11 protein-coding genes and 1 pseudogene are annotated in these 14,411 nt (G+C 51.4%); all 12 read right to left on the bottom strand.

The window, feature by feature from the left end:
* Nucleotides 1–211: 211 nt before the first annotated feature.
* Nucleotides 212–1,102 carry a PoNe immunity protein domain-containing protein gene (locus ACYVNQ_RS17075; protein WP_460903732.1) on the bottom strand — a complete coding sequence of 297 codons (891 nt, stop codon included), beginning with the start codon at nucleotides 1,100–1,102 and terminating at the stop codon, nucleotides 212–214.
* Entirely contained in the window at nucleotides 1,099–1,680 is a 582-nt protein-coding gene (locus tag ACYVNQ_RS17070; RefSeq protein WP_460903731.1) for an imm11 family protein, read from the bottom strand. Before ACYVNQ_RS17070 ends, ACYVNQ_RS17075 begins: the two co-directional genes overlap by 4 nt.
* Nucleotides 1,681–2,568: 888 nt before the next feature.
* Complete coding sequence (locus ACYVNQ_RS17065) at nucleotides 2,569–3,141, bottom strand: imm11 family protein (RefSeq protein WP_460903730.1); 573 nt, start codon at nucleotides 3,139–3,141, stop codon at nucleotides 2,569–2,571.
* 321 nt (nucleotides 3,142–3,462) lie between these two features.
* A complete protein-coding gene (locus tag ACYVNQ_RS17060) occupies nucleotides 3,463–3,870 on the bottom strand; it encodes a hypothetical protein (RefSeq protein WP_460903729.1) in 408 nt (135 codons plus the stop codon).
* A 176-nt stretch (nucleotides 3,871–4,046) separates the two neighbouring features.
* A complete protein-coding gene (locus ACYVNQ_RS17055; protein WP_460903727.1) occupies nucleotides 4,047–4,334 on the bottom strand; it encodes a hypothetical protein in 288 nt (95 codons plus the stop codon).
* A gap of 378 nt (nucleotides 4,335–4,712) precedes the next feature.
* On the bottom strand, nucleotides 4,713–5,159 hold the full coding sequence (locus ACYVNQ_RS17050) for a hypothetical protein (RefSeq protein ID WP_460903726.1): 447 nt from the start codon (nucleotides 5,157–5,159) through the stop codon (nucleotides 4,713–4,715).
* Nucleotides 5,160–6,221: 1,062 nt separating this feature from the next.
* Nucleotides 6,222–6,578 (bottom strand): hypothetical protein, encoded by a 357-nt coding sequence (locus tag ACYVNQ_RS17045; protein WP_460903725.1) that lies wholly within the window; start codon nucleotides 6,576–6,578, stop codon nucleotides 6,222–6,224.
* Nucleotides 6,579–7,671: 1,093 nt separating this feature from the next.
* Complete coding sequence (locus tag ACYVNQ_RS17040) at nucleotides 7,672–7,992, bottom strand: hypothetical protein (protein ID WP_460903724.1); 321 nt, start codon at nucleotides 7,990–7,992, stop codon at nucleotides 7,672–7,674.
* Between the two features lie 954 nt (nucleotides 7,993–8,946).
* Nucleotides 8,947–12,432: pseudogene (locus ACYVNQ_RS17035) on the bottom strand (hemagglutinin repeat-containing protein); the annotation flags it as partial.
* 93 nt (nucleotides 12,433–12,525) lie between these two features.
* On the bottom strand, nucleotides 12,526–13,416 hold the full coding sequence (locus tag ACYVNQ_RS17030; RefSeq protein WP_460903723.1) for a PoNe immunity protein domain-containing protein: 891 nt from the start codon (nucleotides 13,414–13,416) through the stop codon (nucleotides 12,526–12,528).
* A complete protein-coding gene (locus ACYVNQ_RS17025) occupies nucleotides 13,413–13,691 on the bottom strand; it encodes a hypothetical protein (RefSeq protein WP_460903722.1) in 279 nt (92 codons plus the stop codon). Before ACYVNQ_RS17025 ends, ACYVNQ_RS17030 begins: the two co-directional genes overlap by 4 nt.
* A gap of 214 nt (nucleotides 13,692–13,905) precedes the next feature.
* Nucleotides 13,906–14,406, bottom strand: a complete 501-nt coding sequence (locus tag ACYVNQ_RS17020) for an SMI1/KNR4 family protein (RefSeq protein ID WP_460903721.1) — start codon at nucleotides 14,404–14,406, stop codon at nucleotides 13,906–13,908.
* Nucleotides 14,407–14,411: the final 5 nt, after the last annotated feature.

The raw sequence follows: 14,411 nt of genomic DNA, 5'->3' as shown, positions 1-14,411 counted from the left end.
CGTGGGTTTAGGCGCTGCTGGTGAGCTGTATCTGTTGTGGTGAGTGGTTGGTGAGTATTGTGTGGACACGCATCTGGATAGGCGGTGCAGCAGGGGGGTGTTAAGGCGGTAGACAAGCGGTTCTTAGGGCGTGTGCTTTGCGCTCGGGCGTCTGTTTCATAGCAGCATTCCTAGTGCATGCTAAAGGAGTCGTTCGACTAGCAAGGTCTATTCATTCTTTTCCAAAGAATCGCTTGAATAGGTTTTGCCGAGCGGGGCGAGATTGCTCCGCTTCAACGCGAGCAGCGGGTGCACCGTCCGTATGTGTGGTCGGACCATCTGGGCGGAGCAAGTCACCGGGGTAGTGTGAAAGTCCCAGGCAAAGACGGTCATCCAGGTTAAACGCTTTGACTGCCGCCACCGCTTCGACGCACCAAAAGCCAAAGTACGCGCCGCCTTCAATGTACTCATCAAATCCATACCAGTAAGGCCGATCATATATCGCCGTTACACCTCCTTTCTTCGGAGGGCGATCGAGTTCCGCGTACCAGTTTTCTACAAACAGTTGAAGCAGGCGTGGTTGATGTTCCGCCGACGCATTGATGGCATCAAGTAGGCGTTGGTACGGTTTCGGATGACGTAGCTCGGTGCCAATGCGCCGGTCTTGGTCACGAGTGGCAATGATGCGGTCGAGCAAGGTGTCTTCGCCCTCGTTGCCCATCAACGCAACCAGGCGTCGCCACTGGTCATTGGGGATGTCAAGCGCAAGTGCGAACCCCGTCAGCCAGAAGCAGACGATGTATTTGTCGAGATTGGTGGTCCAACTGTGACGGGAGACTTGTTGTTCTGGCGTGAACACTCCCGCACCCAACCTCTCCGACTCCTCCCATGCATCAAGAAGTCCAGGAAAATACTGCGCCAGCTCGCCGACTGCGTCGCCACGCGAATATCGCTCAAGCATGAGCTGCCAGTATTCTCGGGATATTTCAAAGACATACTGTGGCTGATAGCGAAGATTGCCAGAAGGCTCCTTGCACTTTTCCCACATGCTCTCAATCCGCTTGTGTGAGTGATCAATCCAGTGATCCCAAAAGGCACTGGTTGTGAGGGAGTCTCTTGTCACTTTTTCGTCTCTCTGTGCACGACGGGTTTAAAGCGTATTCCCGTTACGCCTGCTTTTTCGAGGCATTGCTTGATTTTATCGGAGCAGATGAGAGCGATTTCCCAGCCCTTAATGCGAAATAAGTCGTGACCTTTTGCGCGCTCAGGATCGATTCGAAGGAGAGATACTTTGTAGTCACCTATGCGTTCGGGGCGCCCGTCGTCGGCTGTCCATCGACGAAATTCAGAGTGTTGTTCGTCCAGGCAGTCAACTCTGTCCAGTACGTTTAGTATTTCGTAGTGTTCTGAATTTCCAATGATTGAAACCGGAATTCTCTGTAAAAATCCCGGGTTGGTAATCGTCTGAATCAGTGCTAGTGTTTTTGCTTCAACTATATATATGGAAAATCCGCTGTAATTGAACGTCGCTGGCATGCCATCTTTCCTTATTTCGACGCTCAACGGATTCTCTTCAACCCACGGTAAGCAATTCCAAAACGTACCGGGCAAGACTTTTCCTGATGATGTCATAGGCTGCCCAAGGTACCAGCGAGTGGGGTCGTTATAATAAAATCCGATTTCAAAAAAGTCTTCGATCATTTTTTCGTTATGAGGCGCCGTTTAATTGTGTTCCAGACGTCGCAATGCTTTGGCAATCTGCCTACTTCATCCTTCAGTGCTTTTTCATACTCTGGAGTATTCGGAGTCAAGCCTCTCGCAGTTTACTCTCCAGGTTCAAAGCGCAACGCCCATGATGACTCGGTCTTCGCCGTTATTATTAACATCATTATCCTTGAGCATCGTCTCCATTACTCACGTCTATGTTACCGCTCAAAACGAAAGTTCTATAAACGTTGTCGATAGAGCTGAGTGACCATTGCGACTCGTGATCTCCCACGTTGTCATTCGGCGACAACCGGAGCTCAGCCCCCAGGTCGAACGTCAACGTGGTGGATTTACTGAGAGAGTCATAGCGAACCGACTGAAGGTACTGTCCATCAAGGGATTCGAACGGAAGCGACATGTCTAGCGGTGTCGATTCGCTGCTCGCTGAGAGCTCCCATGTCTGCAGCGACCAGTTGCAGGCGTAGATTAGTAGAGACCAGTCACCACGGAATGACATCCTTCTTCGCCTGCGGCTGACTGCTTGTTCTGGCGATATCCCCTCTCTAACGGGAAGCGGCTCCCTCACCACAAGATGCGGATTCCCAAACTCCATGAAAAAACAACTACCGTGTGTATGCCGCACTGACCACGCTGCTCGGCCGAGCAAAGCATCAAATAATTTCTCAACGCTTGTTTTCATTTTCTGTTACCGAACATGTCAATCGCTCTGATCTCACGATATCTCATCTGGTGTCTTGCCTGTGATTTCGCTGTGAAACATTCGTGCTTGTGCCTTTGAGAGGTTTAGGTTAGAGAGGAAACGATCAAGCTCCGTCCTTGTGAGCGTTCAAATTGCCAGTTCTCAGTGCATTCATTAAGCCATTACTCCCTATGCACAACCGGTTTAAAGCGTATTCCAGTCACTCCTGCCTTTTCGAGGCATTGCTTGATTTTCTTGGAGCAGATGAGCGCGATTTCCCAACCCTTTACACGAAATAAATCATGACCTCTTGCACGCTCAGGATCAATCCGAAGCAAAGACATTCTGTAACCACCTATCTGCTCAGGTCGTCCATCTTCGGCGGTCCACCGACTGAATTCAGAATTTTCCTCATCAACACAGTCGACGCTATCCAGCACGTTCAAAACCGCATAATTGCCCGGGTGACTGATGACTGAAATTGGGATTCCCTGAAGAAGATCGGGGCCAAGTGTGCTTTGCAGTTCCTTCACAATCTCTTTTGTCACGATGTATACGGAATGCCCGCTGTGGTTGAATGTCGCCGGCGTACCGGCTTGCAAGATTTCAACGCTTAGTGGATCGAGCCCACTCCACGGCATGCAATTCCGAAATGTACCTGGCAGGACCTTCCCTACTGAGGTCGCCGGTTGGCCGAGATACCAACGAGTTAGATCATCGTAGTCCAACCCGATTTCGAAAAAATCTATGGTCATTTCTTTGGTCTTGTCGTCGCTCGCCGTTTCGGCGAGGCTTGCATAGTTGGTAGCGATTTCTCGCCGGGTCTGCTTTTTTATATGTTTTTTCGACCTGATGCCGCAGCACCGTTCGAACCGTCCTGCGCCGCGTTGTCGTTGCCCGGATCGTACCGGCTCTATGGTCCTTTCTTTTCCGCACCAATTGTCGATGCCGCGGCAAGTCCGGCCAAGGAGAATCTTTAGTCGAAGGTGCGGTCCGTGATATGTAGATCGTTGCCGGCACTTTGTGATCCCCAAGGCTCTTGGTAGCGAACGAAGCTCTGCTGTCCATATCCCGAGTTACTGAGCGTCAAGATGGAAGACCGGAAAATCATCAGGAAAGAATTTTTTCTCCGGAACAATGTGCAGAATCATTAGTTTGGCTATCTCCGCTTCTTCTTCACGGGTTATTCCGATCAGGCGGACAATGCAATTTGTGCCTCCAACCGATTTATTCGTCGCTAAGGTAACGAAAATATCTTCATTGCCACGCCACCACTGAATCCCTATTGGCAATTTTTCGTCCAAAATGATCTGTAGCGAATTGACGTCAACTTTAAAACATTCGGCGCGCTCATTCCAAACGTGACACATTCCAGATTGAGGATTTTTCAAGGAAAAATCTCTCTGATTGAACAGATGTTTGAGCGTTTCAAGTAGCGATATTGCAGACCCGTTTGTCCAAGCTGTATATGTAAAGGAAGCCATGTTGTTCAGTTGAGGAGTTGGTCTATTAAAATTTAAACCGAGTTTTTCTGCACAGTTGGATCGTGCAACGTCTGCGACAGCGTCACCGGCATCGATGGGTCTTGCTTATGGTATCTGCCCGCGCTGCCCCTTACTAGCTTTATACCAGTTGTGTCGTAGGCTGCACTCACGGCTTGTCATCTTTTATTTTCAGACTCGCCAGATGACGCGACAAAGACGCAAGCAACAACAAGCAGGCCGATGCCCGGTGGGACCAAAACTCCTACCGGCGTCGTTATCTTATCCATGAAAACACTGCATGCAATGCGCCACCCTTCAAGCCTCACAGAGTTTGCAAAGGCTACAAGATAAAGCCCTATTACAACAAATGCGAAAATCGTACGATATTTGAACTTCAACGCTAGTCGGGCAATCACAGGACCAAATATGCCACTTAAGATTCCATGGAAAATATCGTTTGTCATTGCTCATTTAATTATCTAGACCGAGCGCATGATGAATGTGAGGGGTGTAAATCGACACAATCATGCCGTGATTTGCCGTTTGTCGTGTCGACAAACGGCGTTAGGCCCCAATGCTTGGAGCGCCACGCAATAGCATTCGGGAGGTAGACAAGTCCAAGATAACCACAACCGGACTCCTTCGAAATTTCAGCGACCTGCCTATTACCATGCCAAATTTTGTATTGAGGTTTTCCCTGTCTGTCATACTCGCAATTTGCTCTCTTAGTGACTTCATTTGCTTTGCTCAGGTTCAGTAATGTCAGTTGCACTAGCAAAACGATTTTGCTCTTACGGGCACCGAGAGATCCGACCCCGGGGATTAGTGCAGCAGTGAAAAACTCACCTACATATTTTTGCTGTGATCGTGCTATAGGACATACTAATATAGACTGTATTCTGTCCTTTGTAGTCGCCTACGTCTTCTTGAATTTTTGTCAACATTTTCTCCTTACAGAAAGAACCTGCATCGTTCATCATCGGTTGCCACCCGAGTGCGACTAAGGTGTGCGTATCTTTGTATCTAAGCTGCTGCGTCCAGGTATCCTTGTTAATTAAGATGGACAGCAGTGCGCCTCCAAATTTTGCACTTTCATTGCGATAGAGGACGGTTCCTCCATTTTCAATAAGCTTGGATAAATTGCTTTTCATGATTATCAGCTTGCCAGTTGCATCTCCTGCAGACGGATTTTTAACCAGAGCATAGGAAATACATATCAACCACAATGCGATTGCCCCACCAATGGCATAGGTCTTAAGGGAACGCTTTACAGGAAATTTGGCCGTCATACTTTTATAGTGTCGATATTTTGAGGGCTGGAAAAGAGACGCCAGAGCCGCGGGTTACGCCAGGACAGGGCGTCTTAAGACAGTCGCCAACCCCACACAAGCCCAAAGAGCCTCCTACGAGCGAGTGATCCTTGAACGCTGTTAGGCAATGCATATTCGACGGTATCCAGCCAATGACGAGATTAACACCTGGGTTCACAGAGACAGCGTCACTACCGCCCAGATAAAATTGTCCGTTGTGAAAGTTCATCGATACAGTTCCCAGTAGCTCGGGACCATTACCACTGATTTGCCCATGCTAGGAATAATTTTATTTGCAATGGAATTGTAATAAACGCGGCCGCTGGCCCAATACAAACCCAGTATCCAGTTTTTTGGGCACACGTCATCTTTGCCCACTGCTCTGATTCTACGATGCATCCACCGTAGGTCGCCTCGCTTTCTCCCGATCGCACTAAAACCCGAGGCTCATCTTTTTTTCTCGTTTCGAGTGCCGATCGATGAAACAAAAACGACACCGACGGCAAGCAGCCCAATGCCAATCGTGGCAAGAATCAAAGTTGGGCTGAACATTCTCTTAAAAAATAATTCCATTCCTAAATGCCAGCCGTGTGTCTTTATAACACCATAGAAAGTGCAAACATAAACGCAAGTCACTGCTAGAAGAAATATGACTCTGTACTTAAATCGCTCGGCCCATCGTGCAATGACAGGCCCGATTATTCCACTTAAAATTCCATGATATATATCATTGCTCACCACAGCTCCGTAATTTTGATTGATTTATATTCATAGTTACTCAGTTTCATTCTCTAGGGGGCGAAGAATGTCAATTTCAATTACCTGTATCAGAACTTCTTCTGCGTGATAGAAGCGAGCACACCAACTGTATTCGATATTGAACTAGATTGCTTTTCGGGACCCTAAAACAAGAGGGCTTGGATAACAATTTATCAAAATTTCAATTATATTTCATACGGTTAAAAAATGTTAATCTCAGTCGCTCTGATTACGATTTCTTCCACACAACGCAGATCGATGTCTAGCGAAGCTTGCGACTCGTCAACCGTTTTTGAGTAATTCTAGACTGATCTCTAGCTTTTGCCGAATGTCACGCGAATGGCGCCTCTGCTGATAAGCGCCTATGTCTATCAGTTTTAGCGACGGAAGGCTTTCTAGTGCGTAGTCACCACGGGGGACCTCAATTTCTGCTATCTCAGTTGGGCTGACTAGAACCCAGTAAATATCCTCTGCTTGTTCGGGAATCCAATGCAACACAAAGGCATGTCTTAGCTTCGGGAAGAAACGGTGCAGAGCTAGGCTCAAAGAGTCTGTTTCGTTACGCGTGACCAAGCTCGCGGAGCGCTGAAGCAAATATTGGCGACTTGCTTCTATTGCGCTTTTTTTGCCTGTACTCATTGCAATTCTTCCGGGAAGGCGTTCACAAAATTTGCGCACTTGTCGTTACTATCACTGCGAATGTGGGTTGACCCACCATCAGAGAGCATCGCATTCCACGGCACATACCTCGACGTTGCGATGTCTCCTTGCGTCCATCATAACGAATTCATGCCTTCCATTGCGAGCGTAATGCCACAAACAGCAAGCCCGTGATTGCTTCATTTCGATGGTAGTATCCTGCTGGCTCGCGATTCAGATTGCTCCCGCATTGACCGCCCGCCCGCGATTAATTTTCTCGCTCAATCACCGACGATTGTTTGCTAGCTCCGCGATTCCGTCTTCCAATATTGCTTTGAACTTGTTCAAATCGAATTGCCATGAACTGTTGTCGACGGCGGGATATATCTCGATTTCATAACCACGACCGGGCTCCTTCGATATTTCAGCGACCTGCGTGTTCTCGTGCCAAATTTCGTAAATAAGGTTTTCCCTGTCTGTTACACTCGCAATCTGCGCTCTTTAGTGATTTCATTCGCTTTCTCGAACCATTGGGCGAAATATGTGAACAACGAACTCGGCACGCATCGAGTTCGCTCGTCAGCTACTGAGCTCTTTGATGTACGTGACAAATTTGTTTCGGCCAGCCTCCTCCAAATGCAAACGGCCACACGAGGGACAGCGATACACTGTGATTTCGTCTCCTTGGAGCATTTCGTAAAAATACTCACCGTCGCGCATTTTGCTCTCATCGATAGCAACAACTATGTCCTCAACCACTCGCTGTGAAATGAATGTCCATTCATTCTCGTTTGGCGAAACGATCAAGTTGATGATGTAACCACATCTGCATGCAAATTTTGCCATTATCATTTCCTCCCGGTTGGTCGGTCAAAGCGGAACAGTTGGCCACTGGAATTCTGAAAAATATTGTATTGAATCAGCGGTGGCTCCCTACCTCCCGCGACCGTAACCGCGGTTACCCCGTTCGCAACGCCTTGGGCAATCGGGCTCAATGGAGCTTCCCCATCTTGGCCTGTGTACCCGCTTTCATCATTGCTGTCAGTTGATCCGCATGCTCGTCGCACCACGCACCGCCATACTCACCTGACTGCTAGCACCATCCAGCCACCGCTGCGGTAGCGTGTAGGCAAAACAGCCCAGCGGATCCATTCTGGCTTAGCACCCACTGCATTTCAGGTCCGAGCAGCGCAGCCTGTTGGGACTTACATAGTTTGCCGCCCAATCGTCGCTGTTCGGCGAATACTGCGCCCAGCATTGCATTGCATTGCATTGCATTGCATTGCATTGCATTGCATTGCACTGCATAGCAGGCAGCCTGTGTCAGCTTCTTCTCCTCGACTGAATCGCCATTCGCCCCCTTGTGAATCGCCGCCTTCTCATCGGGGTGTAGCTGGCGAATATCTGCATTCATCGCACCCGCCGTTCGACCAAGCAACAACATCGACGGGTCTTGCACGAGATAATTTGCCCGTGCCATCCGTCACCAGCTTCATACCCGTTGTATCGTAGATTGCACTTGCCGGCGTATTTTTCATCGACGTCTGCGTCGAAAACGGTTTTTATCGGCAGCCAGTACTTGCAATCACACCGCCATCCAGCATCGACAATTTGATCATCTCAATATTCGACCGGGGAACTGAAAGACAAGACTCCTTTCGCAATTCCGATACGATCGAAATCAGTTTTATTCTTGCAACATTCGCACCCAAAAAACTGCTGTACGAGCGTTCCACGCCGTAGAAAAAACTGGCATCGAAGATGCTTAAAAAATCTTATACCCGGAAACATTATTCCCGCTCGCAAGTGTAGATGGAAAATTTTATTCAAGATTTCTCCAGATGCCCGAACGTCAAGGATGGCTAAGGACGAACGCTATCTGTCAGACTGTCGTGGGCCATTGTGTGTCACGCGCCGGATTGGTACTATTCGCTTGCAATATGTCGATCCGGCGGTATCAGTGGTTCTTGGCTTACACAAGGCTATGAGTTCCCATTACGCGTCGTTCCCCGCTTACTTCTTCGAAGTCGGCCGAAACGTTCCCCAAGCGATGCTGCGAAGACGGCCAATCCAAAGCCTGGAGCGAACACAGTCAAATCAGGTTGTCCTTTTCCGAATACGCTAAATATAATGACAACCCCATACATGACCAAGACTGATGGGCGCAGAAACAATTTCAGTAATACGTGTGGAATAGCGGTTCGACTAACAGCGCACGCACAGAGCACAAAGAATGAAGAGAGTCCGGCTAGAAATTGGGCATGAGGCTGATTTACGAAATAAACCATCACGAACGCCAATCCGTAGAAAGCCGACAGCTCAAAAATAAAAATGGCTGATGACACGATAATATCTTTGAATTTTAAAGTCATTTTTTGTTCCCAAATAAATCCGCCCACGAAGGAAAGACTACGGTCGTCGTATACGAGAGCCCGGCACCAATCCCCGCTCCGAAACCAACCCCGGGGAATGCTTTTACCGGGCCTGATCCACCGATTCCACCAATAGTACCGTTGTCGCTAATAGAAAAGTTGGCGCCACCTGCGTCTACAAATCCGGCATCGATCTCCGCATATCCTCCCTTCCCAGTGCCCGACGTAAGCGGACCATTGGTATGGCTGACACCGAAGCTACCCCCAAGCCCTGCGTAGACCCCGGCACTTACCATCCCATTTCCCTGAAACTGAATGTACGGAGAGGTTCCAGCGAGCGTTTGGTCGGTCGATATTCCGAAGTTTATGCCTAAGCCGGCGCCGACAAACGGCAACATAATTGTTCCTGAACCACTGATTGAGTATTGCGTGTACTGCGTTGTCGTAGGTTGATAAGTTATGCCGGTGGATCCACTTAGCGCATTCGCACCCTGAGCAATGAAGCTTTGAATGTCGACATCACCCGACGGGAGGTTTTGAGCCCAGACTTGCTGTCCAGCTTGATTAATGCCATATGGCACCCATGTCGATCCGTCACTCGGCATGCTGCCAACAGCGACGCGAACGCCACCATCGTAGGTTTGCCCGTTTTGGGTCATGTTCATTGCGGCCATCTGGTCTTCGATCTGCTGTACGGTATATTTGCCACCGCTCGCGGTCGCAAGCTTCTGTGCAAGTGTCTTCTCTTCCGGATGCAACTGCCGGTTATAAAGATCCGCACTCAACGCCCCATTGGCACCACTCATCGCCCCCGACGCCCCGCCCAACGCCCCACCCGCCGCGGCCCCAGCAAGCCCCGACGCTACATTCGATAGCAGCGTGCCCCCGAGCGTGTCACCCAGCGCACCACCAGCCGCGTTACCCGCCAGGTCGCCAGCAACTGTCCCACCAACCGCCCCCGCAACACTACCGCCTCCCATCGCAGCCCCCACGCCTGCGACTACCGCATGCGAAGCGATCCGCGCCGCACCATCGTTACTCCACAACGCATACTGCTGACTCGCAGCCATGTAATCAGCCTGCGCCTGCGCCATCCCTGCGGTGTCGCCTCTCGCTTGCGCATCCCCATAATCCTTCACAGCCTTCTTCGCCGAGTCGACCGCTTTCTGTTGCATGTGGTCACCAATATCCCCCACCACCTGCATCCCCACCTGACCAGCCATCTGCTGAACCGCCATATCGTTCTGCACGCTCTGCGCATCGAACGTGTTCTGCACCGAACCATTAGCGTTCGCCGTATCCCGGCTCAGTCCCGCAGTACTGTCATGCCCCGTCCCAGCATCGCCACGCACCGTGATCGTCCCCGGGCTCACCGCCGCGTAAGTCGTACCAGACGCGCTGCTGCTCACTCCGCCCGCAGAAAACCCACTCGGCCCAAACCCTTGCGAATTCAGCGGCCCCGGCGTGTTGCTCCCTGCCTGCTTCACGGGAGTATTCAGATTCACTCCATCCGCAGTACTCTGCCCAAAACTTCCACTCACCCCAAAGCCCATCGACGAGCCCGAGTAGCTCGCCGTGTTCTGCAGATCCGTATACCCAAGCGTCTGCGTCGAAAGGCTGTTCTTATCGGCAGTCGCGGTACTCGCAATCACACCGCCGTCCAGCTGCGTGTGATTGCCGACATTGATGTTGTACCCACCACTACCCGCGTAGAACCCGCTCTGCTGATTCACCGACTGGAAATTGTCCTTGATAGTCTGATCGCTCGCACTTGCCGACCCGCTGACCGTCGTGCCGTAACAGATCGGTGGCACGCAGATGCTTACGTTGAACCCGGCGCTCGTCTGCTTGCTGTCATACGTATTCGTATCCTGCTGGCTTGCGATATTCAGGTCGCGCCCAACGTTCGCATCAACTGTATTTCCCGCCACTTCCGCACCACGCAGATTCGTATCGCGCCCGCTTGTCAGCGTCACGGTATCGGCGGCATTGATCTGCGTATCTTGATGGGTCGTCCCATTGCCATTGGCATGTCCATTCGCGGTACTGGCCGCGAGTTCGACCGTAAAGCCGTTCTGTTGCCCGCCCAGCGCAAGCCCAACCCCAATGCTTCCACCGCTGCTGCTGTTCTGGCTCGACTGCTGGCTGGCGTCCTGAGCGCTCTGCAGATTGATGTCGCGTGCCGCGTTCAGCACGACGTCCTGCCCGGAAATCTGCGTGCCGCGCGCGTTGATATCGCCGTCGGTCGCAAACCCGTTCGCATCCTTTGCGCCGCTTCCGGTTGCGATCACACTGACGGTGCCGCCCGCATGCAGCGTGCTGCCGTCATTCACCGTTTCGCTGCTCTGCGAGCTGCTTTGGCTCGAACCGCCGCCAACACTCACCGTCGCCTTGATCAGCGGTTGCCCCGTCGGCCCTGTCGCGCTCGCAACCTGATACGCGTTATAAACCGCTAGCCCCGCCTGCGCTGTATCGAGCGCGGCCAGACGCGAATCTCCCGCGTGGCTCGCGTTGTTCATGCTCTGGTTGACGGTCGCAATCGCATTGCCCACCGCGCCGCCCAGCGCGAGGCTCACACCAAACTGGCTCGAGCTTTGACTCGCGCTGGTCTGCATCGCATCGGTGCCCGGATCGAGATTCACGTTCTTGCCGATCAGCGTCAGATCCTTGCCCGCGCTCAAATCGGAACCGGCCACCGTCACGTCCTGGTTCGCGTCCAGTGTCACATTCCCGTTGCCGCTCACGATCTGGCTGCGCATCGTGCTTTGCGTCTGCGAAGCCGCATCCTGCGTACTGTGGTTATTCGCCACACCCACGCTAAAGCCCGTAGCCGTGCCATTGCTACCGAGGCTACCAATCTGGTGACCACTCGAATCCTGATGGCTCATGCTCGTATCGAGCCCAGCCAGCACGTTGATTGCCCCTTGGCTCGCGATCAGATCGACACCCTGTGTGCCGCTAATGCCTGAGCCCACCACGTTGATGTCGCCGGTCCTGCTCTTCACCACTACGCTGTTGCCGGATACCACCGTCGCCGTCTGCGCGGTCTGCGCCTGCGTTCCGTTCGAGGCGCTGTTGCTCGCGTTGTACGGTGAAGGACTGGTGCCGCCGTTATTGGCCGAGCCGCTCACCCAGCGGCCGAGATCCCCGAGACCCGGCGACGCAAGCGAGATGCCCATGCTGGAACTGCTCGATTGCATGCTCTGCAGTAGCTGATCGGTCGATGCCTGTAGCGTGACGTCTCGATTGGCGCTTAGTGAGACCGTGCCGCCCGCGCTGATCGTCGAGCCGATAACCGACAGGTCGCCGTCGATCGGCAGGCCGTTGGCATCTCTTACGGCGCCGCCCGTGGCAGTCACCGACACGTTGCCACCACCGCGAATCGTGCTGCCTGCATTGGTCAGGGTCGATATTTCGGTTGTGCTCGAACTATGGCTGCTGCCGTACGACACGGAAATCGACGGCGTATCGGCCACACTCGCGCCATCTATCTATCGACAAACAGCCCGGAATGCGAAGTCAAGCCGCCTGATTGAATGCCGGAAATCCGAAGCAGTGCGACTAGCAAGGTCAGTTCACCATTTTCCAAAGAGGCGTTTGAACAAGCTTTGCCGAGCAGGGCGAGATCGCTCCGTTTCAATAGGGTTGGCGGGTCCATCGTCCGTATGCGTGGTAGGGCCATCTGGACGGAGCAAATCACCCGGGTAGTGAGAAAGTCCTAGGAAAAGACTGTCATCGAGATTGAACGCTCTTACTGCTGCGACCGCTTCAACACACCAAAAGCCAAAGTACGCACCGCCGTCAATGTACTGATCAAAACCATACCAATAAGGTCGATCATATATCGCTGTCACGCCACCTTTCTTGGGCGGGCGATCAAGTTCCGCATACCAGTTTTCGACAAACAATCGAAGCATGCGGGGTTGATCTTCCCTCGATGCGTTGACGGTATCAAGAAGGCGTTGGTACGGTTTCGGATGACGTAGCTTGGTCCCAATTTGTCGGTCGTGGTCACGAGTGGCGATAATTCGGTCTAGCAATGCGTCTTCACCCTCGTTGCCCATCAAGGCAACCAAGCGTCGCCACTCGTTGTCGTGAACGTTCAGAGACAGAGCAAGACCGGTCAACCAAAAGCAAAAGATGTAAAAATCCAGATTGGTCGACCAGCTATGCCGAGTCACCTGTTGTTCCGAGGTGAAAACGCTCTTGCCTAATAACTCGGATTCTTCACGCGCGTCAAGCAGCGCGGAAAAGTACTCGGTGAAGTCTTCCAAAGAGTCGCCACGCGAGTACCGTTCTAGCATCAGATGCAGATATTCTTTGGCAAGGTTTGACAAATATTGAGGGTGATAGCTCGGATCGCCAAAAGGCTCCCGGCACCTTGCTTGCATTGCCGTGATGCGTTTTTGCGAATAGTCGATCCATCGATCCCAATAGGCTTGAGGTGCTAGCGCATCTCTCGTCACTTGATTGATGCCAGCACGTTGCAGCAGGGATCGGTACCCAAGTCGTCGTTCACCATATCAGTGGGCAGCGCTTTTAGCATCTGTCGTAGCGTATCGATATCCGGCGCGCTCTCGATCTGACCAATCGCCGGGCAGGCGGGGACTTCGTTGCTGCCAGATTGCGAGGCGCCTATAGCCCACGTGCCATGGCACGCCGTAGCAAACGCGATGGCTGCGGCGAGCGATCGGCCTAGTCTCATGAAAGGTGTCATTTTGAATCGAACTTCGAGGGGCATGTGTATTTCAGGTAAAAGAACCGCTTCCGGCAGGCTACCGTCGCACTTTGCACGAGACGGTCAATTGCACCGGGGTTTGCTGTTTAAGTTAAAAGAATACGTCCTTCAGGATCGCGTGCATCAGAGCTCGTGATGGCCGTGAAGAAAATTTACTAAAAAATTGTTCGCAGGCGTATCTTTGGCGTTAATGTAATATATTGGGTACTCCCACTCACTAATCTTCGCCTTTTATTCGTTTCAAAAATTCTGGATTTATCCATATTTTTTTGACTTTATTTTTATCTATTTCAATATCGTCGACGCTGAAAGGTCTAATTAAATCAAAAAACTCAGATAAGGAAGAGGCAAGTCGCGAATATGCCTCCTCTCCGGGAATCTCATGATCGCAGAAGTAGATTTCCCCGATGTCGAGCTTCCGAGTAGCCAAACATACGTAGTTTCCGCCCTCGGCGTATGCAATCGGAAGAAAGCCAAAATTGCCAGTTTGCTCGATGAGAGATTTTTCGTAGAGCAATTTTTCGAAAGGGATGAATTGATTGATTCCCGCATGGTTGCCGCCGGGAATGTCGAATTCGTTACTTGTAAAAATTACACCATTTTGTGTTTGCAAGAAATTCAAGTAGTCTGTGGGCAGTCGTGCTCCGATCGTCTTTTCAAGCGCGGTGATGTCGGCGAGAGACGGCTCCGGCATTGGACTGTGTGTTTCGATTTTCATGAAAG

The organism is Paraburkholderia jirisanensis, assembly GCF_054782355.1.
The sequence above is the reverse complement of the archived record's forward strand: the minus strand, read 5'-3'. Positions and strand labels throughout refer to the sequence as shown.